32 protein-coding genes are annotated in these 26,451 nt (G+C 45.6%); 30 read left to right on the top strand and 2 right to left on the bottom strand.

Translation table 11 applies throughout. The annotated features are described in order from the left end of the window. Positions 1-35: 35 nt before the first annotated feature. Complete coding sequence (locus ACETMN_RS20830) at positions 36-932, bottom strand: polysaccharide deacetylase family protein (protein WP_091018060.1); 897 nt, start codon at positions 930-932, stop codon at positions 36-38. Positions 933-1,026: 94 nt separating this feature from the next. Between ACETMN_RS20830 and ACETMN_RS20825 the strand changes: the two genes are divergently transcribed. The 23 genes from ACETMN_RS20825 (at position 1,027) to ACETMN_RS20715 (ending at position 20,659) form a co-directional block, all read left to right on the top strand. Continuing rightward, positions 1,027-1,380 carry a hypothetical protein gene (locus ACETMN_RS20825; protein ID WP_047843572.1) on the top strand — a complete coding sequence of 118 codons (354 nt, stop codon included), beginning with the start codon at positions 1,027-1,029 and terminating at the stop codon, positions 1,378-1,380. A gap of 187 nt (positions 1,381-1,567) precedes the next feature. Then, a complete protein-coding gene (locus ACETMN_RS20820) occupies positions 1,568-2,182 on the top strand; it encodes a genetic competence negative regulator (RefSeq protein WP_076209900.1) in 615 nt (204 codons plus the stop codon). Positions 2,183-2,225: 43 nt separating this feature from the next. Next, a complete protein-coding gene (gene prsW / locus ACETMN_RS20815) occupies positions 2,226-2,921 on the top strand; it encodes a glutamic-type intramembrane protease PrsW (protein ID WP_017687676.1) in 696 nt (231 codons plus the stop codon). Positions 2,922-3,035: 114 nt separating this feature from the next. Then, positions 3,036-3,206 (top strand): hypothetical protein, encoded by a 171-nt coding sequence (locus tag ACETMN_RS20810; RefSeq protein WP_165980215.1) that lies wholly within the window; start codon positions 3,036-3,038, stop codon positions 3,204-3,206. Between the two features lie 121 nt (positions 3,207-3,327). After that, positions 3,328-4,674, top strand: a complete 1,347-nt coding sequence (gene ypeB, locus ACETMN_RS20805; protein WP_091018059.1) for a germination protein YpeB — start codon at positions 3,328-3,330, stop codon at positions 4,672-4,674. A gap of 147 nt (positions 4,675-4,821) precedes the next feature. Continuing rightward, positions 4,822-5,475, top strand: a complete 654-nt coding sequence (locus tag ACETMN_RS20800; RefSeq protein ID WP_017687679.1) for a flagellar brake protein — start codon at positions 4,822-4,824, stop codon at positions 5,473-5,475. A 62-nt stretch (positions 5,476-5,537) separates the two neighbouring features. Further along, entirely contained in the window at positions 5,538-5,762 is a 225-nt protein-coding gene (locus ACETMN_RS20795; protein WP_091018057.1) for a hypothetical protein, read from the top strand. A 103-nt stretch (positions 5,763-5,865) separates the two neighbouring features. After that, positions 5,866-6,570, top strand: a complete 705-nt coding sequence (gene cmk / locus ACETMN_RS20790) for a (d)CMP kinase (RefSeq protein ID WP_076209905.1) — start codon at positions 5,866-5,868, stop codon at positions 6,568-6,570. Beyond that, on the top strand, positions 6,567-7,154 hold the full coding sequence (locus ACETMN_RS20785) for a lysophospholipid acyltransferase family protein (RefSeq protein WP_091018056.1): 588 nt from the start codon (positions 6,567-6,569) through the stop codon (positions 7,152-7,154). The genes cmk and ACETMN_RS20785 overlap by 4 nt, the downstream gene beginning before the upstream one ends. Before the next feature lie 142 nt (positions 7,155-7,296). Further along, positions 7,297-8,511 carry a 30S ribosomal protein S1 gene (rpsA, locus tag ACETMN_RS20780; protein ID WP_036607712.1) on the top strand — a complete coding sequence of 405 codons (1,215 nt, stop codon included), beginning with the start codon at positions 7,297-7,299 and terminating at the stop codon, positions 8,509-8,511. A gap of 185 nt (positions 8,512-8,696) precedes the next feature. Beyond that, complete coding sequence (der, locus tag ACETMN_RS20775; RefSeq protein ID WP_076209907.1) at positions 8,697-10,019, top strand: ribosome biogenesis GTPase Der; 1,323 nt, start codon at positions 8,697-8,699, stop codon at positions 10,017-10,019. 11 nt (positions 10,020-10,030) lie between these two features. After that, positions 10,031-10,654, top strand: coding sequence for a glycerol-3-phosphate 1-O-acyltransferase PlsY (gene plsY / locus ACETMN_RS20770; RefSeq protein ID WP_091018054.1), 624 nt, complete (start codon positions 10,031-10,033; stop codon positions 10,652-10,654). Then, positions 10,647-11,687 (top strand): NAD(P)H-dependent glycerol-3-phosphate dehydrogenase, encoded by a 1,041-nt coding sequence (locus ACETMN_RS20765; protein WP_091018053.1) that lies wholly within the window; start codon positions 10,647-10,649, stop codon positions 11,685-11,687. The genes plsY and ACETMN_RS20765 overlap by 8 nt, the downstream gene beginning before the upstream one ends. A 103-nt stretch (positions 11,688-11,790) precedes the next feature. Further along, on the top strand, positions 11,791-12,066 hold the full coding sequence (locus ACETMN_RS20760) for a stage VI sporulation protein F (protein ID WP_017687687.1): 276 nt from the start codon (positions 11,791-11,793) through the stop codon (positions 12,064-12,066). A 173-nt stretch (positions 12,067-12,239) separates the two neighbouring features. Beyond that, positions 12,240-12,419, top strand: coding sequence for a DUF2768 family protein (locus tag ACETMN_RS20755; RefSeq protein ID WP_017687688.1), 180 nt, complete (start codon positions 12,240-12,242; stop codon positions 12,417-12,419). Positions 12,420-12,502: 83 nt separating this feature from the next. After that, positions 12,503-13,120, top strand: coding sequence for a hypothetical protein (locus tag ACETMN_RS20750; RefSeq protein WP_091018051.1), 618 nt, complete (start codon positions 12,503-12,505; stop codon positions 13,118-13,120). An 11-nt stretch (positions 13,121-13,131) separates the two neighbouring features. Further along, entirely contained in the window at positions 13,132-13,482 is a 351-nt protein-coding gene (locus ACETMN_RS20745; RefSeq protein WP_074095650.1) for a 2Fe-2S iron-sulfur cluster-binding protein, read from the top strand. Positions 13,483-13,528: 46 nt separating this feature from the next. Next, on the top strand, positions 13,529-14,308 hold the full coding sequence (locus tag ACETMN_RS20740; RefSeq protein WP_091018049.1) for a hypothetical protein: 780 nt from the start codon (positions 13,529-13,531) through the stop codon (positions 14,306-14,308). 453 nt (positions 14,309-14,761) lie between these two features. Beyond that, positions 14,762-16,240, top strand: coding sequence for a stage IV sporulation protein A (gene spoIVA / locus ACETMN_RS20735; protein WP_091018048.1), 1,479 nt, complete (start codon positions 14,762-14,764; stop codon positions 16,238-16,240). Between the two features lie 217 nt (positions 16,241-16,457). Then, complete coding sequence (locus ACETMN_RS20730) at positions 16,458-17,555, top strand: sugar ABC transporter substrate-binding protein (RefSeq protein ID WP_411735055.1); 1,098 nt, start codon at positions 16,458-16,460, stop codon at positions 17,553-17,555. A gap of 113 nt (positions 17,556-17,668) precedes the next feature. Further along, positions 17,669-19,186 carry a sugar ABC transporter ATP-binding protein gene (locus ACETMN_RS20725; RefSeq protein WP_411735054.1) on the top strand — a complete coding sequence of 506 codons (1,518 nt, stop codon included), beginning with the start codon at positions 17,669-17,671 and terminating at the stop codon, positions 19,184-19,186. Then, positions 19,183-20,169, top strand: a complete 987-nt coding sequence (locus ACETMN_RS20720; protein WP_017687695.1) for an ABC transporter permease — start codon at positions 19,183-19,185, stop codon at positions 20,167-20,169. The genes ACETMN_RS20725 and ACETMN_RS20720 overlap by 4 nt, the downstream gene beginning before the upstream one ends. A gap of 217 nt (positions 20,170-20,386) precedes the next feature. After that, a complete protein-coding gene (locus tag ACETMN_RS20715; RefSeq protein ID WP_024630670.1) occupies positions 20,387-20,659 on the top strand; it encodes an HU family DNA-binding protein in 273 nt (90 codons plus the stop codon). A 66-nt stretch (positions 20,660-20,725) separates the two neighbouring features. On the opposite strand, the gene ACETMN_RS20710 is transcribed toward ACETMN_RS20715, so the two are convergent. Further along, positions 20,726-20,887 carry a hypothetical protein gene (locus ACETMN_RS20710; protein ID WP_179198574.1) on the bottom strand — a complete coding sequence of 54 codons (162 nt, stop codon included), beginning with the start codon at positions 20,885-20,887 and terminating at the stop codon, positions 20,726-20,728. A 146-nt stretch (positions 20,888-21,033) separates the two neighbouring features. Between ACETMN_RS20710 and mtrB the strand changes: the two genes are divergently transcribed. The 7 genes from mtrB to ACETMN_RS20675 all read left to right on the top strand — a co-directional run bounded on the left by mtrB (position 21,034) and on the right by ACETMN_RS20675 (position 26,434). After that, entirely contained in the window at positions 21,034-21,255 is a 222-nt protein-coding gene (mtrB, locus tag ACETMN_RS20705) for a trp RNA-binding attenuation protein MtrB (RefSeq protein WP_017687697.1), read from the top strand. A 120-nt stretch (positions 21,256-21,375) separates the two neighbouring features. After that, complete coding sequence (locus tag ACETMN_RS20700) at positions 21,376-21,927, top strand: hypothetical protein (protein WP_091018042.1); 552 nt, start codon at positions 21,376-21,378, stop codon at positions 21,925-21,927. A gap of 101 nt (positions 21,928-22,028) precedes the next feature. After that, positions 22,029-22,892: a heptaprenyl diphosphate synthase component 1 gene (locus ACETMN_RS20695; RefSeq protein WP_091018040.1), complete on the top strand. Its 864-nt coding sequence runs from the start codon at positions 22,029-22,031 to the stop codon at positions 22,890-22,892. A gap of 15 nt (positions 22,893-22,907) precedes the next feature. Next, complete coding sequence (locus tag ACETMN_RS20690) at positions 22,908-23,636, top strand: demethylmenaquinone methyltransferase (RefSeq protein ID WP_036607690.1); 729 nt, start codon at positions 22,908-22,910, stop codon at positions 23,634-23,636. Further along, the gene (locus tag ACETMN_RS20685; protein WP_091018039.1) at positions 23,629-24,495 is read left to right on the top strand and encodes a UbiA-like polyprenyltransferase; all 867 of its coding nucleotides are present in this window, start codon (positions 23,629-23,631) and stop codon (positions 24,493-24,495) included. The genes ACETMN_RS20690 and ACETMN_RS20685 overlap by 8 nt, the downstream gene beginning before the upstream one ends. Next, complete coding sequence (locus ACETMN_RS20680; protein ID WP_017687702.1) at positions 24,496-25,116, top strand: UbiX family flavin prenyltransferase; 621 nt, start codon at positions 24,496-24,498, stop codon at positions 25,114-25,116. Positions 25,117-25,459: 343 nt separating this feature from the next. Next, on the top strand, positions 25,460-26,434 hold the full coding sequence (locus ACETMN_RS20675; protein WP_091018036.1) for a polyprenyl synthetase family protein: 975 nt from the start codon (positions 25,460-25,462) through the stop codon (positions 26,432-26,434). Positions 26,435-26,451 lie beyond the last annotated feature (17 nt).

Genomic DNA, 26,451 nt, shown 5'->3' with positions numbered 1-26,451 from the left:
CAAGGCTGTTTTATTTTAATGCGCAAAATTACAATTTAACGAGCTTCCAATTCAATTGCACGCGGATCAACAAAGGAATAGCCTTTTTTTTCTAGCTTGGTCAGCAACTCATCCAATGCTTCAACCGTCCATGGCAACTCATGCATCAAAATATTGCTTCCGGGATTTAACTGGTCCAGTACATTTTGGATGACTTTTTCAGGTTTGTCTTTGGTGCTTTTATCCCAATCGAGCGAACCATTAGACCAAGTCATATATAACATACCATTTTTCTTCACAGCAGCCTTCAGTGCATCATTTCCCGACCCAAAAGGTGGACGGAAGAATTGCGGTTCCTCACCAATGGTATCCTTTACTATTTTTTGGACATCTGTAACCTGTTTTGCCGCCTCAGCGTTGGACATTTTTTTGAGATCCTCATGATCCCAGGCATGATTGCCTACAATCTGACCCCGTTCATGTATGAGTTTGAGCAATTCCGGATGGCTTTTCACCCGATATCCATTGACGAAAAATATCGCTTTAGCGTTATGTTTATCTAAAGTGTCGATCAGTGAAGTAATCATTTTTTCTTCTTTGGGTCCATCATCAAAAGTTAACAAGACCACTTTGTTTGGGCTCGCTTCAACGTTTGGTTTAATATAATAATTTTCATTCATATGATACGTCTTTTCCACTTTCTTTTCTGTTGAAACCTTCTCCGAAGATTCAGGTTCTTCTTCTGTCCCAGTTGAATCTTCCGTTGAAGGCTCGGGCACACCAGTTCCAGGTTCTCCTGTTTTAGTTGGGTTAGAGTTACCTTGCTCTTCTTGAACCGTGGTAGTTGATTCGCCCGCTGGTGTGGGATTATCAGATGTTTTTTCTTCCGTTGTCCCACAAGCTGACAGCAGCAAACTTGCAGCAATGATCAATGCGGCGGTATGTCTAAACATGATTTCAACTCGCTTTCCTGTATTTATACGGAATGAGATTGCTCACTACCGCAAACACTAAATATGATTTTAACACTTGAAGGAGGTTGGTGTAATGAAGACGTCATCCTTTTTTTGGGGCATTGTCATTGGTGTTGCAGCCAGTTCATGGCTGTCCAAAGGCAAATTGCCCATGATGTCATCGGGTTCATCACGAAATATGATGGATCAGGCAAAACATAAGATGATGGAGATGACTTTCCCGGGTATGGACGGGTTCACAAGCAAGCAAAATCAACATGGTGAATCCCACAAAAATCCGGCAGCAAAGACTGCAAGAGCAATCACACCGCAGGAAAAAGAAGCGAATATGAGCATGCTCAAAGATTTTATTCGCACCAATCCGGATGTGAAGCATGAAGTTGAGCAAATTTTAAGTCAAACAAACACAACAGTACCGGGTTTATAAACCAAAACCTCCAATTAGAATCATCCACAGTCTGGATTGGCTGTGGAATGATTCTTTTTTTGTCGATTTTACTTCGTGCATTTAGAGGTATAAAATGATAACATAACTACATAGATTTATTTTCAGCACATATTGTTTTGTGCTTCATAATCTGTTATAAGACTTGCTTATAAAGGGGAGATCCTGTATGAAAATAGAACGACTAAGTCACGATAAGATACGGATTTTCCTGACCTTTGACGATCTGAGCGAGCGCGGAATACAAAAAGAAGATATGTGGCAGGAAATACCTAAGGTTCATGAACTGTTCACTGAAATGATGGATCAGGCCTATTCCGAACTTGGATTTGATGCCACAGGTCCACTCGCTGTCGAAGTATTCGCACTTCCCGCTCAAGGGATGGTTGTCATTGTCACACGTGGAAAATATGATCCGCAACAATATGGTTCAGGTCATGAAGATGATCTTCCTGAAGAAGTATATGAAATGGAAGTTACACTCGAGCAAAGCGATTCCATCGTTTATGCATTCAAGGACTTTGAAGTGCTCATTGAAGCTGCACATATGTTGCGTCAGCATGTTACGGATGCTGGGAGACTTTATTCTTATAAAGACAAGTGGTTCTTGCATTTGGAACCAGATGAGGTAGATTCCACCAAACATGCGGCATTGATTGCCTTGCTTGCTGAATTTGGCGAAGGCTCCTCAGTTACTCCGGCAGTTATGGAAGAGTATGGTAAGGTTGTTATTCCTGCACAAGCGATTGATGTTATCTGCACCCACTTCAAACGCCAGGATTAATCTCTAGTTGTAATCGCGTCTTTAGTCAGAGGAGGGAATTTCGGTGCTTTTGTTTTCGGTCTTAGCGGCAGCAGTTGCTCCGGGTCTCGCCTTGTTAACATACTTTTACCTGAAAGACCGTTATGATTATGAGCCACTTCATATGGTATTGCGGGTTTTCCTCATGGGGATACTGATGGTACTGCCTGTGATGATTATTCAGCGTGGCATGATGATGTGGCTCGGGGATAATCCTTATCTTGAGGCCATTATGATCTCAGGTGGTGTGGAGGAATTTGTTAAATGGTTCGTACTTTATCATATCATCTATAATCACACCGAATTTGATGAGCCGTATGACGGCATCTTATATGCAGTCGCTGTTTCACTTGGATTTGCCACTGTTGAGAATGTGTTGTATGCCTTTGCGGGGAATGCATCCGTCTCAGCCATGTTCCTTCGGGCACTGCTCCCTGTTTCAGGGCACGCTATGTTTGCGGTAATCATGGGTTATTATATGGGTAAAGCCAAGTTTATCGGTGGTAAGAAAAAGCGGTGGTATCTGGTTCTTTCTCTGGTGTTACCTTTTTTCTGGCATGCATTGTACGACGTCATCATGAACACCATGGTGAATCATTGGTTGTGGTTTATAGCGCCGCTAATGGCGGGCCTGTGGTATGGGGCAATGGGTAAAATCACACGAGCTAATAACCGTTCTCCATTTCGTTTTGTGAAGCGGGAGGAAGAGGTTAAATTATAAAAATACGGACACACTGGTGGACATAAAGCGCATATTGCGCCTATGGCTCCGGTGTGTTTTTATTTTTACAGATAAACTCCCGGGGAATGACCAACAGAAACGGAGATCGTTGTGATGAGAATTAAAATTAAAATCAGATGCAAACAATGCGGTGAGCGATTTACATTACGAGGCAAGAAAGAACGAGGCCGAATTGAGACGGGATTCAAGCAGTGCCTCTGTGATAACAGAGACCAGTTCGAAATTGAAGAAGAGGGCATGGCAACTGGGATTCAGCTGAATTAAAAGGAGGACCCAAACGGTACTTTAGCAGCCTGCTTGTGTAAGGACTGGAAATCGGATGCATAAGAGATCTTTCTTCGATCCACAATAGAGGTAGTGGTTTAGAAGAAAGGAGACTCTACCGATGTATAAACGATTAAGTTCAGTTATGTTTCCGATATTTGCGGTTCTGCTGGTCGGTGCGCTCGTGTGGGGCTATCAGGAGAATCAGGAGAAGAATGCAATTCTGATCAAGGCAGAGAATCAATATCAGCGTGCCTTTCACGATTTATCTTTTCATATGGACAAATTGCATTCGGAGATTGGCAACACCTTGGCGGTTCACTCTACATCACAGGGGATGCATCGCAAAGGTTTGATGAATGTATGGCGACTCACCAGTGAAGCGCAGAATGAGATCAACCAACTGCCACTCACCATGCTGCCATTTAACGAGACAGAGGAGTTTCTCTCGCGTATTTCCAACTTTGCCTATCGGGCGTCGATGCGTGACTTGACGAACGAACCACTAAGTGAGAAGGAAATGGGCAACCTGAAAAAGCTGTATCAGAATTCATCCGAGATTACCAAGAATCTGCAGGATGTGCAGCAAAAAGTGCTGACGGACCGATTGCGCTGGATGGATGCAGAGACTGCCATGGCAACACAAGAGCAAACCATGGACAACACGATTGTTGATGGTTTTCGTACAGTGAACAAAAAGGTACAGGAATACCCGGAGCTTGATTGGGGTCCTTCCGTATCCAATATCTATGCAAAACGATCAGTCAAGAAACTGGGCGGCTTACCGGTGACCAAAGAACAGATTCAGAGCAAGGCTGCAAAATTCTCTGATGCGGATCGTAGCAAAATCCAAGTGCAGGAGAACGGTAAAGGAACGGACTGGGAGTCCTACACTGCCACGATTGATCATGCCAACAATGGCAAACTGATGATGGATTTCACTCGTAATGGCGGAATGCTGATCTCTTACAGTGATACGCGTCCAATCGGAACCAAAAAAGTGTCTCGTCAGAATGCCATGGCTAAAGCAGATCAATTTCTAATGAACAAAGGTTACAAAGATATGAAAGCTGTAAATTATGATGAATTTGGTAATTTGGGTAACCTTACTTATGTGCGTAAGCAAGGGGACACTTTGATTTATCCTGAGAAAATGTCAGTTCGTGTAGGACTGGATACAGGCGAAGTAACCGGCTTCCAGGCGAGTGACTTTGTTTACGAACATAATGACAAGCGCAAAATTCCGAAAGCAACTCTTACGGAGCAACAGGCGCGGAAAAAGCTTAATTCGGAGTTCGAAGAAAATTATGTTCGCAAATCCCTGATTGAGAATGATTACAGCAAAGAAGTGTTGTGTTATGAATTCGGAGGGAAAATTAACGGTTCTCGTTACCGGATATACATTAATGCGAATACAGGAATGGAAGAAGCGGTTGAAGAGATCAAACCGGTCAATGCAACCTCATAAAAAGATGGATAATCTGAATTTTAAGCTGTGCGAATAACTGCGGCAGACCACAATGTGGTCTGTTTTTTCTTGTTCAATGTGAGAAAGGTCATGGTATAATAGTCCTTGTACATACGAAGATAAATACATAAAGTGGCGGTGAACAGCTTGTTTCCGAAAATAAATGAAATTTTATACATCCAGATTGCTTCTGCAGATGAAAAAGAGGAACACAAAGAATACAAATCACGCATTGCAGATATGGATGACAGCAGTTTTCTGATTGAGGTCCCGATGCAACAAGGAAGCAGCCGTCTGAAAAGGCTCTTTTTCGGAGAGGAATTGTCCATTTCATATATTACGGAGGATGGGGTCCGGCATTATTTTAATACCTATGTCACGGGATTTGAGGAAGATGTGGTCCGTCTTGTCCGTATCCGCAAACCGCTTCCGAGCGATATATCCAAAATACAACGGCGCAGCTTTCTTCGTGTTCATGCAAACCTCGAATTGGCCATCCAGAGTGAAGATCTGACCCGTGCCGTCGGATTGACTGAAGATATTGGTGGCGGTGGATTGTCCATCTACGGCGAAACGGGGTTTTCAATAGCTGAAGGTCAAAAACTGAAATGCTGGTTGCTGGTCCCCTACCGGAATTCAACCATTGAACATGTGAATTTTGAAGCTGAAGTTGTGCGGATCAAAACCCTGGAAACCGGTAGACAGCTATGCATGCTGAAATTTGTGCAGATTTCAGATTCGGAGCGCCAGAAAATTATCAAGTTTTGTTTCGAACGACAATTGGACTACCGTACGAAATAGGAATGTTGTGGCATAAGAAGAAGGGACTGCGGGTACCGTAATGAAAAAACGGAGGCATTGCCATGAATCATCGTCATGCAACCCGCAGATATGAACGACTTTATTATGTTTTCTCCAGGCGAATGGAACGAAAGGTTACGATTCTGATTACAGTACTTCTAATCCTGCTTGTGGTATATCAATTGCTGCTGTTGGTACCAGGCTTCAAAAAGAATTTGACCACCATTGACCGCCTGGAAGGAACGCCAATTGAAGTGCAAACGATGAATGATTACGAACATCGTTGATTTGTCTGTTTTTGCATCCATGTGTAGAGTGTGGTATAATTTTCACGATGCAGGCAATGCCTGTTTTTTTATTGAGGTTTATCGTTTGAGGAGGAATGCCCCGTTGGCAAGCCAGAACACATCAGAGAACGGGAAAATGAACGTTGCAATTGACGGACCTGCCGGTGCCGGGAAAAGCACGGTGGCCCGATTGGTTGCAGAGGCGCTCGCGTATGTATACGTCGATACAGGCGCAATGTACCGTGCGGTAACCTTGCACATGCTTCGGAAAGATATTGCGCCGGAAGAAGTGGCACAGGTACTTCAGGAAGCCCAAAAGCTGGTCATTGATTTACAACCGGATCCCGACGGACAGAAAGTGTTCTGTAATGGGGAAGAAGTAACCTCGGAAATCCGCTCCCGTGAAGTGACGGGAATCGTGTCCCGATATGCGCAAATCGAGGGGCTGCGTACGCAATTAGTGGATACTCAGCGGCAAATGGCTTTGCGCAAGGGCGTCGTCATGGATGGACGCGATATCGGAACGACAGTACTGCCCGATGCGGAAGTGAAAATCTTCATGACTGCCAGTGTCGAAGAGCGTGCACTTCGCCGCTTCAAAGAACTGGACCCCTCTGAAGGACTGACGTTGCAACAGCTGGAGCGAGACATTGCCACCCGTGACAGATTGGATGAGAATCGGGAGATTTCCCCATTGCGTTGTGCTGAGGATGCTATCGTCCTTGATACAACGGAGATGAACATTCATGAAGTGGTTGACAAAATCGTATCTTATTGCACAATGGTCAGAGGAGAGATCGGTCTATGATTTACACATTTTGCAGCACATTACTGCGGATCATTTATACCATTCTTTTCCGCTTGGAGGCCGTTGGACGGGAGAATATTCCGAAAGAAGGCGGCGTACTTTTATGTTCCAATCATATTAGTAACTTCGATCCTCCAACCGTTGGTATCAAAATTCGCCGTCAGGTGCGTTTCATGGCCAAAAGCGAATTGTTTGAAATTCCGGTACTCGGCCGAATTATTAAAGCCGTGGGCGCTTTCCCCGTTAAACGTGGAGGTGTCAGCAAGGAATCCATCAAAACCTCACTCAATATTTTGCGTGATGGTCAAGTGCTTGGAATCTTCCCCTCGGGAAGCCGTCACAATGATGGAGGTATCGGCAAAAAAGGGGCAGCGAGTTTTGCTCTCCGCAGTGGCGCTACAGTTATTCCTACTGCTATTATCGGTAACTACAAAGTTTTTCGTAAGATGAAAGTTGTATATGGAGCACCAGTAAGTTTGGACGAGTTCAAGGAAGACCCATCTGGAGAAGCTCTGGAGAAGGCGACTGAAAAGATTATGTCCAAGATTAACGAAATGGTGCAAACGGGCGTGCCAAGCAAGTAATGGCTTCGTCGGTAGCTGAGTGCATGTTTCCATATTTTTGAGGGAGACTAAAGTTTGAGCACTCAGTGATGAAAGTGTTTTGAACTCTGCTACAGGCAGGTTTGAATATAATGGGGTTTTTGAATTGAGGAGGGTATTTGACATGTCGGAAGAAATGAAAAATCAAGAAGCAACCCAAGATGAGTTGGATCAATTCGTTTCCTTGAAAAAAGGAGATACCGTAAAAGGAACCATCGTCAAATTGGAAGATAACCAAGCCTATGTGAGCATTGGATATAAATATGACGGTGTCATTCCAATTCGTGAACTGTCTTCATTACATGTTGACAGCGCGTCTGACGCAGTAGAAGTTGGACAAGAAGTTGAAGCTAAAGTTCTTAGCATCGACGACGAGAAAGAAAAACTCGTTCTGTCCAAACGTGCAATCGACAGCGAAAACGCATGGGATCAATTGCAAAAGCATTTTGAAGACCAAGACGTATTCGAAGTTGTTGTAGGTGATGTTGTTAAAGGTGGTCTGGTAGCAGACGTGGGCGTACGTGGATTTATCCCGGCTTCCATGGTTGAACGCCATTTCGTTGAAGACTTCAGCGACTACAAAGGACGCACACTGCGTGTTAAAGTGAAAGAGATCGACCGTGAGAACAACAAAGTGATCCTTTCCCAAAAAGACGTACTGGAGCAAGAATTCGAAGCAAACAAAGCTACAGTAATGGCTGGTTTGCAAGAAGGTCAAGTGATCGAAGGTACAGTACAACGTTTGACTCAATTCGGTGCATTCGTTGATGTGGGCGGAGTTGACGGTTTGGTTCACGTATCCGAGCTGGCTTGGACACACGTTGAAAAACCATCCGACGTACTGTCTGAAGGTGATAAAGTTAGTGTGAAAGTGCTGAAAGTTGACCCTGAAAAAGGAAAAATCAGCCTGAGCATGAAAGCTGTTCAACCAGGTCCTTGGGAAACAGCAAGCGAAAAATTCAATTCAAGCGATATCGTAACAGGTGTTGTAAAACGTCTGGTAGACTTCGGTGCATTTGTTGAAATCGCTCCTGGTGTTGAGGGACTTGTGCATATCTCGCAAATCTCCCACAAACACATCGGCACTCCTCATGAAGTGCTGAAAGAAGGACAGGAAGTTCAAGTTAAAATCTTGGACATGAACCCTTCTGAGCAACGTGTAAGCTTGAGCATCAAAGAAACAGAAGAAGCTCCAGCTCAACCACAAAAATCAGAAAGACCTTCAAGAAACAACGCTCCGCGTGAAGAAATCAACAATCCAAACGTTTCCTTGAACAATCAAGGTATGAGCACTACGCTTGGCGAACTGTTTGGAGACAAACTCAGCAAATTCAAATAAGTTAACAATGCATGGTTCTAAGTTATATACTGCATATTTTGCTGAATAACAAAAGCAAGATCGGCGAGCCCCAGGCGGGTTCGCCGATTGTTTTTATTGCGAGTAATTTGGCATGAAACGTTAGCCAAGACATTTCTTTTTTGCTATGATGAGTATCGTAAGTATGGACAGGAGGAGTGGAATGTATGGCAAGACCCGTTGTGGCAATTGTCGGACGACCGAACGTGGGTAAATCCACCATTTTCAATCGGATCATCGGCGACAGACTGGCCATTGTGGAAGACAAGCCGGGCATTACCCGTGACCGCATATATGGAATCGGTGAATGGAACGGTAAACCATTTAGTATCATTGATACAGGTGGTATCGAAATTGATGGTGAAGATGTAATTTTAAAATCGATTCGGATGCAAGCAGAGCTCGCTATTGAAGAAGCGGATGTTATTGTATTCATGTGTGATGCAAAAGCAGGTATTACGCAATCGGATGAAGAGGTAGCAGAGATGCTCTACCGCTCAGGCAAGCCTATTGTTGTAGCCGTTAACAAAGTGGATAATATCGGACGAAGTGAGCTCATTTATGAGTTTTATGGATTTGGTTTCGGTGATCCCATCGGCGTATCCGGAAGTCACGGTACAGGTGTAGGTGATTTGCTTGATGCAATTGTGGAGAAGCTGCCAGAACTTGAGGAAGAGACTTACGATGAAGATGTCATTCGTGTAGCTCTGATCGGACGTCCTAATGTGGGTAAATCTTCACTGGTTAACGCTATTCTGGGTGAAGAGCGTGTCATTGTAAGTGACGTGGCTGGAACGACTCGGGATGCAATTGATACACCTTTTGAAAAAGACGGCCAACGTTACGTGCTGATTGATACAGCAGGTATGCGTAAGCGTGGTAAAGTATATGAAACAACTGAGAAATACAGTGTAATGCGGGCTATGCGTGCGATTGAGCGTGCAGATGTTGTTCTGATTGTCATTAATGGTGAAGAAGGCATTATTGAACAGGACAAGCATATTGCAGGATATGCATTCGAAGCTGGTAAAGCGTCATTGTTTGTTGTGAACAAATGGGACGTAGTAGAGAAGCATGACAAAACGATGAAAGAGTTTGAGAGAAAAATTCGGGATCACTTCCTGTTTATGACTTATGCTCCGGTCGTATTCTTGTCAGCCCTCACAAAACAACGCTTACAAAAACTGTTGCCGGTTGTGCAACGTGTAGCAGAGCAACACTCGTTACGTGTGCAGACACATCTGCTTAACGATGTGGTGTCTGATGCGGTTGCGATTAATCCTCCGCCAACGGATAAAGGACGGAGAATGAGAATTAACTATGTGACTCAGGTTGCAGTTAAACCGCCGACCATGGTTATTTTCGTGAACGACCCTGAGTTGATGCACTTCTCATATGAGCGCTATCTGGAGAATAAAATCCGTGCAGCGTTTGATTTCGAAGGAACACCAATTCGCATATTTACTCGGAAGAAGTCCGACGAAAGTTAGGGGAGAAGTGTGTGATTTTACAAATCGCAGCGATTGTACTGAGCTATTTGCTCGGTTCGATCAGCTTTAGTGTCCTCCTTGCCAAAGCGATACGGGGGATCGATATTCGTCAGCACGGAAGCGGAAATGCGGGAGCTACCAATACATTGCGTATTTTGGGTAAAGGACCGGCAATTGCTGTTCTGTTACTTGATGTACTTAAGGGTGTTGCAGCTGTATGGATAGGAATCTGGCTGAGCGACGGTTCTGCCTGGATTCCTGCACTCAGTGGTATAGCAGCCATTGCAGGACATAACTGGCCGCTTTACTTCCATTTTCGTGGAGGAAAAGGCATTGCCACAGCCATTGGTGTTCTGGTGAGTCTTGCTTTCCTACCTGCGTTATGTGCTGGGGTGATCGCCATTCTGTCTATTATATTGACACGCTATGTTTCATTGGGGTCTCTGATTTTTGTAGCATTTACACCCATCTTTATTCTGGTATTACCCGGATATTCAATGAATATCTTCTGGGGGAGTCTGATTATTTGTCTGTTTGCGTTCTGGAGACATCGTACCAATATTGCGAAGCTCGCCAAAGGACAGGAAAATAAATTGGGATCGAAAAACCCTGGAGGGGGTAAACGAGTTGTCTAAAAAAGTTGCTGTTCTGGTCGCTGGAAGCTGGGGAACGGCTCTGGCCAGTGTACTCGCTGCCAATCAGTTGGATGTGATGATGTGGACACGTGGTGAAGACCAGGCTAACGAAATCAATAACAAGCACACCAATACACGCTATCTTCCGGATGCGGAGCTTTCACCACGGATTCAAGCAACAACTGATATGGAAGCTGCGGTGGAAGGCGCTATAGCTGTGTTAATTGTTGCGCCTTCATCAGCCATGCGTGCAGTTACGAACCAGCTTAAGGCTTATTACAAGCCTGAGATGTTAGTCATTCATGCAACCAAAGGTTTCGAGACAGAAAGCCTCAAACGGATGTCCACAGTCATTTCAGAAGAGCTTGAATGTGAAGAAGGACGTGTTGTTGTTCTTTCTGGCCCAAGCCATGCGGAAGAAGTGGTGAAGCGTTGTCCAACGACAGTGGTTGTAGCTTCACTGGATAAGTCATCTGCCGAGTCCGCCCAAGCTTTGTTTATGAATGCCTATTTCCGGGTTTACACGAATCGGGACATGATTGGTGTTGAGCTGGCGGGTGCATTCAAAAATATCATTGCTCTTGGTGCAGGTATGTCGGATGGTCTTCAATTTGGTGATAATGCCAAAGCCGCTTTGCTAACACGCGGTTTAGCAGAGATCACACGTATTGGTGTTGAGATGGGAGCAAATCCGCTAACGTTTTCGGGACTTGCTGGAATCGGGGATCTGGTTGTAACGGCTACAAGTCAGCACAGTCGGAACTGGAGAGCAGGTTCCATGTTGGGCCAGGGACAGAAGCTGGATGATGTTCTGAAGTCCATGGGCATGGTTGTAGAAGGCATTCGAACTACACAAGCTGCCTATTTCATCTCCCAAAAATACGGTGTGCAAATGCCAATTGCGGACCAGTTATATCACGTTTTATTCCAGGAGAGACAGCCGCGTGATGCGGTTGAAGCCTTGATGGGACGTGACCCGAAGACTGAAATGGAAGTCATGAAGCTTGAAACCTGGGAGCAATGGCATTCCTGATTATAATCAGCCTAAACGTACCTTGTGAAATAAGAAGCTTATTCACCTTTTCTGTAGCAGACTCATACTATACACATGAGTATTGCCGGAGGAGGGGAGACGAATGGGTAACAACATTTCGAAAGATGCACTGAATGCAATCAACAAGAAAACGGGTAAAACGATAACTGAAGGTGCCGTTAAGAAATTGGCAAGCACGGTGAAACCAACGACGATTCAGAATGAAGCTCAGTTGCGCCAGTTGATCAAACAAGTATCCGCCATGGCGAAAGTTCCGGTATCTGAGGATACGGTTAAGGATATTGTGAGTGCGGTCAAGAAAAGCGGATTGAATCCGAGCAGTATGGAATCGTTAATGAAAATGATGATGAAAAAATAATAGATCACACCTGCATGTACAGGTGATCCAGTAAGACAAAAAGACGAGTCGGCTTCTGCCGGCTTGCTTTTTTGTCTTTTTTTTGGAAAGTTGAGCTGAATTTCGTGTTATAATGGTTGCAATTGTCACAGTGTCAGTGATGAATATCGGACTGAAGGGGAGACTGCTGGATTATGAGCGCAATGGACAAGATGTGGCTGTCATTGGTGGCCATCCTCATTATGGGACTATCTGTATTCCTGATTACGTTTGCTCGTGCCAAAACAAAAGGTATTGTACGGGGGATTCTTTCTCTGATTGCATTTTTGATTATGCTGATTGGCTTTTTCGGTGGAATCGCTTCTCTGACCTGATTTCCCATGCCTGAAAGATAACATCCGCATAAGCGCATCATAAGAACTGACACAATGAACACGGATGAGGGGAGTGTGAGCCTATGGGGCCGCATGATACGGAGGGTCGGACAGAGCGTTATCCGGAATTACACGCGGCTTTGCTGGAAACGGCCAAAGCCTGGAACACACAGCCACAGACATGGTTACTTGGAGGAAGTTGTGGGTTGCTGCTTCAAGGGGTGGAGTTGCAACAGGCTCCGAGAGATATTGATATCTATGCGGATGTCGCTGCTGCTAAAGAACTCCACCGTAGCGCTCCAGGGGAAATGCTTGACGAGCCTACAGTGGACAAGACGGGACCGTATGCTTCTCTGCTGAGCCACTATCAGGTGGGTGAATGTGCGCTGGAACTGGTTGGTGGTTTCGAAATATGGGCTCGCAAAAGTTGGTACCGCATCGAGATTGAACATGTACTTGCTCCGCATGCACCAGTAGCACAAGTGGGTTCATATACCCTGCGCCTGATGCCGCTTGCGCATGAGCTGTTGTTTAATCTGCTACGAGGTCGTGAAGATCGTTATGTCCCCATTGCGACACAGATGCGACAGCAACCATATGCCCATCAACCTATAATGATGCTTTTAAGTCAACAAAATGTATGGACAAGCCGCTTCAGAGCCGAAGTGGAAGAACTTGTTGGCTTTGCATGGTCACAGTAGGGAGGAACATAATGGACTATAAAGTTACTTTTTTACCTATGAACAAATCGATAGCGCTCAAACCAGGGGCAACACTTCTGCATGCAGCACGACGTGCTGGAGTCAAAATTACGACCCGATGTGATGGTAAAGCGGCTTGCCTGATGTGCAAAGTGAATGTGGATGAAGAACATCGGGCGGAACTGTATCCACCGACAGATGCAGAAAAGCGCAAGCTGGGTTCACTGTTGGAAGCAGGTACACGACTGTCCTGTCAGGCCAAGGTGTGTGGATCTCTATCGGTTCATGTTCCAGAGGATCCGCTGAAGGCAGCCATTCGGAAACAACTGGAACGTCAACAACAGGAAGACGACTGGTTCTGAGCGTTATGACATTGATTCTCTAATGAGTTATTCAAGGAGGACACGAATGATTAGGAACAAGGCAAAATGTGTGGAAGGAAGCAGACGGCAGCGTCTGAAACATCAGACGGGCGGTCTGCTGTTATTCCTGTTGTTTGCTTTTACAGCAAGTGGTTGTATGTATCCATCCCAGAGTAATTCGGACCCTAAGATAGCCTATCGGGAAAGCGTGAGCCGTATTCAGAGTGCGGTCGAGGCATTCCAGCAAGATGAAGGAATTTTGCCAATCATCAATGCAGATATGGAAACGCCAAAATATGAAAAGTTCAGAGTAGATCTGCCCAAGTTGAAACAATTGGGGTATCTGGATGAAATACCTGGGACTGCTTTTGAAAGTGGTGGGAGCGCTTACTTCCTTATTCAGGACGAAGAAGTGAATCCGACCGTTAAAGTGATGGATCTTCTGACCGTACAGAAAGTAAACGATGTGCAACGAATGGTTAATCAATATAAGTCCGTACATAACAATAAGCTACCAAGCGGGGAAGAACTGTATCCGGGGTTATATGCTGTGGATATGGAGCAGGCTGCACAGGCGGGCACACCTTCCATTACGCTGAATAGTGTATATTCAGGTCAGGCGTTACCTTTTATGATGGATGACAAAGGCAAGGTCTATGTAGATTATGCTTTTGATATTATGCAGGCAGTGGAAAAGTCTGACGTGTCTCCAGCAGAGACTGAAGATGTTCGGGATTTGCTGGTGGAACACTCCTACTTCGTACCTGTAAAATCCGTTTTCTACGCTTGGAAAAATAATGCGCCGGTTGCCCAGCCAATAAAATAAGCATGGTTGCAATTCAAATGATTTAGCTGTAAAACCACCATGACTCCAATGGTTCAAAAAGAGATATTCCAAATAAGGGATATCTCTTTTTCTTTTGTCCGTATGAGCAATAACCGTCATAAAAGCTTCATGGATCTCATAAAGTAGATTGAAATAAAGACGCGCAGTCCGAGATCGGGGGATTCTCCTAATGTCATCACCATAAGATAAAAAAACAAAAATACGCGTCATATTGCCGCATACGGATACATAAGATGATACTAGTCCAATTGCATGTACGAGTTAACGCCGCTCTCGCCGGTTTCATCAGAATGCAACGTTCGGCGGCGGACGACTTCCGGGCACTCACAAAGGCGGCTCTACCGTTGCAGGGATTTCAGTCTTCTGATTGAAAAAACGAAGCGGATGCTCTTTAGCATTTTTCCTTCGGAGTAATTTAGGGAGGGGATTTCATTGGAGAAAGTGGACATTTTTAAGGACATAGCTGAGCGGACCGGAGGGGATATTTATCTCGGGGTTGTCGGCGCAGTCCGGACGGGAAAATCAACATTTATTAAACGATTCATGGAAACGATCGTATTGCCTAACATCACAAGCGAGGCTGATCGTGCCCGTGCAGTGGATGAACTTCCACAAAGTGCGGCAGGCAAAACCATCATGACAACCGAGCCAAAATTTGTACCGAATAACGCAGTCCAGATCAAGGTGGCCGAAGGACTCGATGTCAATGTACGTTTGGTGGATTGTGTGGGTTACGCAGTGGAAGGAGCCAAGGGATACGAGGATGAGAATGGTCCACGCATGATCTCCACGCCTTGGTTCGAGGAACCAATTCCGTTCCAGGAAGCTGCCGAGATTGGTACTCGCAAAGTTATTCAGGAGCATTCTACACTGGGTGTTGTGGTAACAACAGACGGCACAATCGCCGAAATTGCCCGCAGTTCCTATGTGGAATCTGAAGAACGGGTCATTGCGGAATTAAAAGAAGTGGGTAAACCGTTTGTCCTGGTCATCAACTCCACTCGTCCTCGCAGTGAAGAAGCCCTGCAATTGCGTAGTGAGCTTGCTGCCAAGTACGACATTCCGGTGATGACACTCAGTGCAGCGACCATGACGGAAGATGATGTGACGGGTGTACTTCGTGAAGTGCTCTATGAGTTCCCTGTGCATGAAGTGAATGTAAACTTGCCGAGCTGGGTTATGGTACTCAATGAGACTCACTGGCTGCGTAGCAACTACGAAAACTCCGTACGGGATACCGTTAAGGATATTCGAAGACTTCGTGATGTGGATCGGGTTGTCGCTCAGTTCATGGAATATGAATTCATTGATCGCGCAGGCCTGAGTGGCATGAATATGGGGCAGGGTGTAGCCGAAATTGACCTGTACGCGCCGGATGAACTGTATGATCAGATTCTCGTGGAAGTGGTTGGCATCGAGATTCGCGGCAAGGATCATCTGCTGCAATTAATGCAGGAATTCTCGCATGCGAAGAGAGAATACGACCGCTTCGCAGAAGCGCTGGAGATGGTCAAAACGACCGGATACGGCATTGCTGCTCCATCTCTTGCAGAGATGGCTCTGGATGAACCTGAGCTCATACGTCAGGGCACCAAATTTGGCGTACGTCTGAAAGCAACGGCACCGTCCATTCACATGATCCGGGTTGATGTGGAATCGGAGTTCGCTCCAATCATCGGTACGGAGAAACAAAGTGAGGAACTGGTGAGATACCTGATGCAGGATTTCGAGAACGACCCGATCAAGGTATGGGATTCAGACATGTTTGGTCGTTCGCTGCACTCCATTGTGCGAGAAGGTATCCAGGGCAAGATTGCCATGATGCCGGATAATGCAAGATACAAATTGCAAGAGACGCTGGGAAGAATCATTAACGAAGGTTCGGGCGGCTTGATCGCTATCATTCTGTAAAACATCAAAAGACCGTAAGGGGGCATCCCCTCGCGGTCTTTTTTATGTGATTTCTTTATTTTGGATGAAATGGATAGGAAGAATAGTGCTTTTGAAAAAACTTAGCGAGTTTTAGCTTTAAATTGCTAAAACCCATTTACATACTAGGGATTAGCCGTTATATTAATATTCAACTATTGTGATTGAGATCACAGAGAGTGGACAGGGGGATACAGAGATGAAAAGAAAAGAGACAAAATGGCTATGGTTGAGTGTGTTATTAGTATTTACATTGGCGCTGTCCGCTTGCGGAATCAAAAAAGAACCGGCAGCCACTCCGGCTTCGGGTGCATCAGATGATACACCAAAAACAGAAGCAGTCACAGGCCCACTAAGCGGAAAACGGATCGCACTTATTATGGAATTCAATACAGGTACTTTCTCGCAGCAATATGTGCAGGGTGTAAAAGAAGAAATCGAAAAATTCGGTGGAGAACTGACAACGTTTGTTGCCGATAATGACAAAGCAAAGATGGTATCCTTGCTTGATAGCGCTGTTAACCAAAAATTCGATGCCATTCTCACGGATCATGGGGATTCCCTATTAGAGCCAGGCGTGAAGAAGGCAGTAGAACAGAAAATACCAGTGGTCGTGTTTGACGCAGCTATCAGTGTTCCAGGAGCTACAGTCCTGTCGCAGGATGACCAGAAGATGGCTGAGCTGACGCTGGAGCAAATGAAAAAAGATATCAATGGACAAGGCAATATTGTCAAAGTATGGGTAGCTGGTTTTGCACCGATGGAACGCCGTCAGATAGCATACGGTGAATTCATGAAAGCAAATCCGGACATCAAGGAAATAGCTACATTCGGTTCTGCACAGAACCCGGCGCTGGATACTCAAGCCAAAATGGAAGCTATTCTCAAGCAATATCCAAAAGGTGAGATTAAAGCTGTATGGACTGCATGGGATGAGTTCGCCAAAGGTGCAGCGCGTGCGGTTCAACAAGCTGGACGTGACGAGATCAAAGTGTATGGTATTGATATGAGTGACGAGGATCTGCAAATGATTCAGGACCCGAAAAATCCTTGGGTTGCTTCTGCGGCTGTTGATCCAACGGATATTGGTCGCGTCCAGGTACGTTATGCTTATCAAAAACTGAACGGGGACGAGACGGAAGATGCAGTTGTGCTTAACCCGGTCTATGTTCAACGTGAAGCTCTGCCAGATAAACAAATCTCCACTTCGGAGCTGTCAGAGTTCGTTGAAGGATGGGGTGGCAGCACACAAGGAATCAAGGACTGGATGAGCGAATACGGAATTACTGCTAAATAAGCAGCGTATGGGAAGCGCGCCGCAAGGCGCGCTTTTTTCAAACAAATAAAGATATGTATGGTCTGGATGAAAAAAGGGATGCTCCCGGAAGGGAACGATTGGAGGTTAACATCATGAGCACTGCACCGATTCTGCTTCAAATGGAACACATCCACAAGCAGTTTTCAGGTATACCTGCACTGAAGGATGTGGATTTCTCTGTAAAAGGCGGGGAGATTCATGCGCTGCTGGGTGCCAATGGTGCCGGGAAGAGCACGTTAATGAAGATTTTGTCGGGTGCCTATCCATTGGATCAGGGGACGATTCAATTGAGTGGACAAGCGCTTCATTTAAGTTCTCCGGGAGACGCTAAGGCAAGTGGGATTCACTGTGTCTATCAGGAAGTGGATGCGGCACTGGTACCACAGCTGACGGCTGCGGAGAACATTATGCTGGATCAGTTGGCCTCATCTGCTGGAGGTTGGTGGAAAAGTCCACGGAAGCTGCAACAGCGCGCGGTTGAGGCGTTGAAGCAATTAGGGACGGACATATCCGTTCACCAAAAAGTGGCCGATCTGACACTTGCAGAGAAACAGATGATACTGCTGGCACGGATTTTGATCCAGGATGCCAAAGTCATCATTTTTGATGAACCGACTGCACCGCTGAGCCAGGAAGAAACGGATGCATTTTTCCGAATTGTTCATTTCCTGAAGGATCGGGGCGTAGCCTGCATTTTCATTACCCATCGTCTTGCTGAAGTGACGGGTCACTGTGATCGCGTTACGGTTATGAGAGATGGGCAACACGTATTTACCGGTGAAGCAAAGGGACTGACGATAAACGATTTGGTTACACAGATGCTGGGCAAACCATTCGAAGAAGAGTTTCCGAAGACGGAAGTGCCCGTGGGGGAACTGCTGTTGGAGGCGCGTGGGCTTCGTCGTGGAGTGAAGGTTAAAGGTGTTAACCTCTCTGTAAGCCGAGGTGAAGTCCTCGCTGTGGTGGGTCTGGTAGGCGCGGGTAAAACGGAAAGCTCTCGTTTGCTGATTGGTGCAGATCGGCTGGAGGGAGGCGAGATCCGGCTTAACAACCGTAATCTCCGCCTGTCTCAGCCTGCGGATGCGGCGGCTCTGGGGATTGTTTCTGTACCGGAGGAGCGACGTAAACAAGGAATCTTGATTCAGGAGAACGTGGAACGGAATTTAAGCCTGCCTTTGCTTAGTCGTCTTAGTACATTAGGTTTCGTAAGCCGCAAGCGGGAACGTCTGAATGCAGAGTCATTGGTGAAACAGCTTGGAATTAAAACATCGTCCGTGAAACAGGAAGTGAAATATCTAAGCGGTGGTAATCAGCAGAAGGTAGCGATTGGTAAATGGCTTAATGCGGATGCGGATGTATTTATATTTGATGAGCCAACCAAAGGCGTAGATATTGGGGCAAAAAGTGACATTTTTCGCATCATTAATGAACTGGCTTTGGCGGGTAAGGGGGTAATCTATTTCACCTGTGAACTGGATGAAGGCATGGGAATTGGTGACCGAATCGCTGTCATGTGCGAAGGTGTTATCGTAAAAGAGTTCAAACGAGGCGAGACTAACCAAGAACAGCTGCTATACTATGCAAGCGGTGGACAAGAGGTGCAATCATGAAGGATAAATCACTGGATTTTGCGTTCCGTTACGGGGCGATTATAGTCATCATAGGTGTTATTGCATTTTTCGGCATTAAATTGCCTTATTTCTTTACGTACAGTAACTTGACCGATATTTTGGGCTCGATCTCTATCGTTACGTTTGTAGCGATCGGTGTTACGTTATCTCTCATTGTTGATGGATTCGATCTCTCGGTAGGGGCGACTGTCTCATTGACGACCGTCGTTACTGCTTCGTTAATGATTTGGTATCAACAACCACTGGCAATTGTAATTATTGTGCCTCTAATCATTGGCGCTGTTATTGGTTTACTGAACGCTTTGCTGATTGTAAAATTGCGTATTCCGGATTTGCTCGCCACCCTTGCCACGATGTACATCATCGGAGGTATTCACAAAACGTATGCACAAGGATATACCATTTACAATCACATGCAGTTCCCTGACGGGAGCAAAGCTGCGGGAGAGATGGACCCGACATTCCTGCTCATAGGGCAGGGTAAATGGCTTGGTATGCCGATATCGGTTATCATGCTACTTATTGCGGTAATAGGTGTGCATATCTTTTTAACGTATACGAAATATGGTCGCCAGATGTACATTACAGGTGGTAATGAGGAAGCTGCACGGTTGTCTGGAATCAAGGTGAAAAAGGTGCGTACACTCGCTTATGTAGCCGCTGGAGTGTTTGCAGCAATCGGGGGTATCATCTATGCTTCCAAAGTAGGATCTGGGCAAATTGATGCGGGATCTCCGTTGTTAATGGAATCCGTAGCTGCAGTATTTGTCGGTTTCTCTGTGTTTGGTGCGGGTAAACCAAATGTCATCGGAACCTTCATTGGGTCGGTTCTGATTGGTGTTCTTGTGAACGGGTTAACGATGATGAACGTACAGTATTTCACACATGATATTGTAAAAGGTGGGGTTCTCGTACTTGCCCTGGCGGTTACATTTTACGTCTTAAACCGCAACCGGACTTGAAATTGTGGGCTGTCTGTATTAGTATGAAATTTGTTCGGCGTCTGAAATCCCTGTGGTTTCAGGCGACATTCTGCCGAAAATGACTGTTGACCGCAGGCGGAGATTTGTGTTCAGCGCTCAAGATGTACGTAGATTTTTTGCGTATGAACGTATATTTCGCTATAAAACGGAAACACAGTATAACATTCAGGACATTGATACAGGAGGTGAAAAACAAATGAACAAATCAGACTTGATTACACACGTATCTGAAGCGACTGAATTGTCCAAGAAAGATGTAACGAAAGCGGTTGATGCCGTATTCGAAGCAATCTCTGAGGCTCTTCAAAGCGGAGATAAAGTACAATTGGTTGGTTTTGGGAACTTCGAAGTTCGCGAGCGCTCTGCACGTAAAGGACGCAACCCGCAAACAGGTGAAGAAATCGAAATTCCTGCGAGCAAAATTCCTGCATTCAAACCAGGTAAAGCGCTCAAAGACGGAATTAAATAAGATTTCTACATATTCCATATGTCGACAAAAAGACCGTGACTTGTTCACGGCCTTTTCTTTTGCCCTTTAACGATGATTCTTGCGGTTATCCGAGTGCTCAGGATCCTCCGGTTGCCCGGTATAAGCAACCAGAATGAGTTCTTCGCCAGCAGCTGCAGACAGATGCTGTTCGATTTCTTTTAACTGATGAATATGCTCGTCTGTAAGTGCGGCAGGGGTGTACTTCATACAGATTCTCCTTTCTGTGGCTGTACAACTGTAGTATGACCCGAGGGTAGCCGATTCTTACGGTCATTCGTATAAGGCGCAGGTTGACAAATGAAACAATCTTAATCATCATTAACGCTATCGAACTAAAGAAGGGGACATGCGTGATGGATCATCCAACCGGCAATGATTATATTGTAATTAAGGCAGAGGAAAATGGTGTCCAGGTGATCGGATTAACCCGAGGTCAGGATACACGTTTTCACCACACCGAGAAATTGGACAAGGGTGAAGTGATGTTTGCCCAATTTACCACCCATACTTCAGCTATTAAAATCCGGGGCAAAGCCACGCTGATTACCAAGCATGGACAGATTGAATCGGAGTAATGACAGATTGAATACATTCAAATGAAGATTGCAGGCATAGCCTGCTTTTTTTCATTGTACAATGAGGTATGAGCCTTTACCGGACAGACTACACTAACAGGTAAAGGCAGGGAGGCGTATATGAAACCGCGGATGATTGTTACTGCTTCAATACTGGCAACGGTTGCGGCGGTCTTTCTGCTTGTTGCGATACAAACCTTACATATGCGTACATGGGGCGGGGACAACGTACAGCCTGCCTCTGCATCACATCATCCAGTTCAGCTAACGAATGACAATCTGGTTGATGTGCTAAGCTCCATGCAGCTATCAACTCCCATTGCAAGAGTGGAATGGAAACAGTCCATTTTGACACTGGACCTCAAAGTTAAAGGAACGGGTACAAGTTACACTGAAATCTATGAGAACATGGCAGCTGTGGCGGATCTGGGCTTTCGGAGTCTGGATAACGTGGATCAGGTGCTGCTGCGTGTGATGGCAGAAGATGAATGGATGCATAAACGACATCTGTTGCTTGCTGCTGATATTCGGCGTGGAGAGTGGCCTCTGTATGCGATTGAAACATTACGGAACTGGAAAAGTGCGGCCTTTTCAGATGAATTAAAGGACTGGTTTCATTTGATGGAGACCGAACTCTGGAAGAAGCAATTCGAAATGACAAGTCAGGGGTAATAGAATAGCAGGATTCAGTGCGTGCCCGTTCAACATATGCTATAATATATAAGATTGTAGTGCAGAAATGGTTTAACAATGTTAAGGCTCGGAGGCTGAGAATGAATTCATATCGCGTACCCCAACTAGCAAAGAAATATACGGATTACGACATGATTCGACAACATACGGAAATCCCATCATTTCCGGATAGCCGGGCACGTCTGTTGCAGGTATTTGTGGGCCGCACAGACGAAAAGGTGCATCAAGAGTTATATGCTCTTGCAACTTCGCTCGTTCAGTTGGCCATGGATACGCATGATCGAATCGATACCATTTCCGGTGAGCGGAAAGAGCAGGAGATGCGTTCACGTCAGTTGAATGTACTCGCCGGGGATTATTTAAGTAGCCGTTTTTATCAATTGCTTGCCCAAGCGGGCAGAATTGAAATGATTGGCAAACTCAGTGGTGCTGTATCCGGAGTGAACGCACGCAAGATGACGCTGTATGAACGGATGAAGAAGCTTCTCGTTTCGGCTGATGAATACTTGCGTGAAACGGTACAGCTGAGGATGCAGCTGTTTCTTTCATTTACAGGCATGATTCAACATAACGAAGAGTCATTATGGAACAGCCTGTTGACCGAATTCAGCTCCTGCGAAACGATCGTGGAAGAACTGAAGCGGATGAATGACGCAAAACAATATCTTCATAGCTATGCATATTGGCACATATACGAGCATGGTAATGACGATGAGCGCAATGTGTTGCGTCACTCTGAACCGGATGTACGTGCATGGAACGCTATGGTGCTGAAGCATAGGGTTGGCGAGGTTTTGCTGGACAAGCTTCGCGAGTGTACACACCGCATTCAACTGTTGTTGCAAGACGAGGAAGGGCGGATGGGCTTGCATGAGATACATGCAATTCTAGAGCCTTACTTGGCATATTTGCAGCCTTCACATGCGGCAGTAAGGGAAGATTGAGGGGGAGACAGACGAATGGGGAGCGGAGAGACCAAACCGAAAGAAGAATATGTCCATTCGGTTTTTCAGAGTATAGCCGGAAAATATGATGTCATGAATGATATTCTGAGTTTCCGCAGGCATAAGGCTTGGCGTAAATTCACCATGAAAAAGATGAATATGTCCAAAGGCGATACCGGTCTTGATTTGTGCTGCGGCACATGTGACTGGACGCTTGCTATGGCAGAGGCAAGTGAAACGGGGCACATGCACGGACTTGATTTTAGCAGCAACATGCTGGAGGTCGGCCAGACAAAGATCAATGCAGTGCAACGTCAGAAGCAGATTACCCTGACACAGGGAAATGCCATGTCACTTCCTTTCGAAGACAATTCATTTGATTATGTGACGATTGGATTCGGGCTGCGCAATGTACCTGATCTCAGACAAGTGTTGTCTGAAATGAAACGTGTGGTCAAACCGGGCGGTATGGTTGTGTGCCTGGAATTGTCCAAGCCAACATGGCAGCCGTTTAAAGGCATTTATTATTTTTATTTTGAGAAGGTTTTACCGAATCTTGCCAAAGTGTTTGCTAAAAGTTTTGAGCAGTACAAATGGCTGCCGGACTCACTGGCCATTTTCCCAGGAAGGCAGGAACTGGCAGACATTTTTGCAGAAACTGGATTACAACAAGTGCAGGCCTACCCTCTGACCGGAGGTATCGCGGCACTGCATATTGGAACCAAGGAGAATCAGCATGTTTAGGAAAATTCGCATCTTTTTAGAAATGATCAAGATTGAACACACGCTTTTTGCTTTACCTTTTGCATTTATGGGGGCCATTCTCGGCTCCATGGTAGTGAATGATACCTTCCCAAGCTGGATGCAGATCATGTGGGTATTGCTTGCGATGGTCGGCGCACGTAGTGCGGCTTTTGGTTTGAACCGAATTATTGACCAAGCGATTGATGGTAAAAACCCGCGTACCGCGATGAGAGCCATCCCGGCAGGACTGTTGAAAAATGGGGAAGTTGTTATATTTGTCATTATCTCATTTGTATTGTTATTCTGGGCCTCATCCAATCTTAATGTATTATCCATGCAGCTGTTGCCTATTGCTGTGTTTATGTTGGTATTGTATTCGTACACCAAACGATTCACATGGTTATGCCACGTCGTTCTCGGAATGACGATTGGTTTGGCACCACTTGGTGGCTGGGTAGCTGTAACAGGAACGATGGATTGGACAGCGATTGTGCTGTACGTTACGATTGTGTTCTGGACAGCGGGCTTTGATATTATCTATGCATGTCAGGATCTGGAATTCGATCAGGGAGAGGGTCTTCACTCCATACCTTCGCGTTTTGGCCTGGTTAAATCCTTGCAGATCGCCAAGTTCTTCCATGTGATTACTGCAATTGGTTTTCTTGCGTTATTGTTGATGACAGATCTGAGCTGGTGGTATGGCGCAGGCATGTTAGTGACGTATGGAATTCTGTTCTATCAACACTATATTGTATCGCCTAATGATATGAGCCGTGTTCAAACGGCGTTTTTTACCATGAACAGTTTGCTTAGTTTAATCGTATTTACGTTCACTCTGATTGATCTGGCGGTGAAATAAATGGTACAGCAGCCGGACAATAAACGACTGGTTGTCGGAATCACCGGAGCGAGTGGCAGCATATATGGCATTCGATTAATTGAAACGCTGCTTGATTTGGAATATAACGTTCATCTGGTCATATCCAATGCAGGGTGGCGTGTACTGAAAGAAGAATTGGATTGGGATGTGACGAATCGGGACGCGGTGCTGGAAGAAAAATTCGGCAACCGTGCCGGTTCTCTGATCTATCATCCTGTGAGTGATATAGGGGCCTCCATTGCAAGTGGTTCTTATCTGGCCGATGGCATGATTATCATGCCATGTTCGATGGGAACTCTTTCGTCCATCGCGCAGGGATCGTCGGATAATCTGATGTCTCGCGCAGCCGATGTTATGATGAAAGAGGGAAGAACATTGATCCTCGTACCACGTGAGACGCCTCTTCATGCAATCCATCTGGAGAACATGCTGAAGCTTTCTCGTCTTGGTGTACGAATGATACCGGCTATGCCTGCTTTTTATTACAAACCTCAGACTATGGATGAGTTGATTCTGTTTTTGGTGGGGAAAGTGCTGGATAGCTTGCGCATCCCACATCAACTGTTTACAAGATGGGGAGAACCGGATGAACGGGGATAACGACTGAGTTCGATACAAGGCTGTTTTTTGCCAAAGTGTTGCTCGGTTTATTTGTCCCCCGAATCCCGGGGTATTGGTGAGCACTGATGGTGAGTCTTCATGAACCACAGTCTTGACCCATGCTCCGGCAACTTCTGTATTTTGTTTCAGAACAAGTCGCAGAGTTTAATTTTCGGGTGTCGGCTATGACATTCGGAGAAGAAAAACACGTTAGATTACCTTATAGAACAACACAAGCAAGAACGGTAAGCCGGGTTTTTCGTAATGCCTGCAGGCCCGACTTGCTGGAGGGGAAGGTAAGCATGAATTTATGGACTGACAATACGCTGATACGGGTGAACGAATGAAACTATTGGATATTTTCGGGTTGTTAAAAAAGGACATGGATTACATTGAGAAAGAGTTGTATCGCAGTGTTCGAGGAGAACAGAAGCTGCTGAGTGAAACGTCACTTCATTTGCTCAAAGCAGGAGGAAAACGGTTACGGCCTGTTTTTGTGTTACTTGGTGGGAAATTTGGTACATACGACATTGAACGTCTGAAGCTGGTTGCGGTTCCGCTGGAACTCATTCATTCGGCATCCCTCGTTCACGATGATGTCATTGATAATGCGGAGACACGCCGTGGCAAACCCACGGTGAAGTCGAAATGGGATAATCGGATTGCCATGTACACAGGAGACTATATCTACGGTAAGGCACTTGAAATGACTGCCGGATTATCCGATCCAGCTATTCATCGTATCCTTGCCAAAGCTATGGTACAGATGTCCATTGGTGAGATGGAGCAAATTCGCGATTTTTTCAATACGGGACAAAGTGTTCGTAACTATCTGCTGCGGATTCGCCGTAAAACAGCACTTCTGATTGCCGTTAGCTGTCAGTTAGGGGCATTGACTACACGTGCGCCTGAGCATGTTTCTTCCCTGCTGTATACGTACGGATACAATGTGGGGATGGCTTTCCAGATTCAAGATGATGTACTTGATCTGGTAGGTACTGAGAAACAACTCGGCAAGCCACCTGGCAGTGACATGAAGCAAGGAAATATCACTCTTCCTGTACTTTATGCCCTAGAAGAATCCGATCTGCGGGAACCTTTGCTTAAGGAGATTTCCCGTGTCCAGCATGAAGAAGGACGGGCAAGTGCATCGGATGCAATTGGAATGATTCGCCAAAGTCAAGGAATTGCTAAAGCAGAAGCCCTTGCTGACCGATATATGAAGAAAGCGCTCGATGCTCTCGATCAGCTACCTAACATCAAGACGACCAAAAACTTGCGTGATATCGCTCATTTTGTGGTTAAACGTACGCATTAAACAATGTATGACCTTCA

Source organism: Paenibacillus sp. M2, assembly GCF_046713495.1.
GTDB classification, from domain to species: Bacteria; Bacillota; Bacilli; order Paenibacillales; family Paenibacillaceae; genus Paenibacillus; species Paenibacillus amylolyticus_B.
The sequence above is the reverse complement of the archived record's forward strand: the minus strand, read 5'-3'. Positions and strand labels throughout refer to the sequence as shown.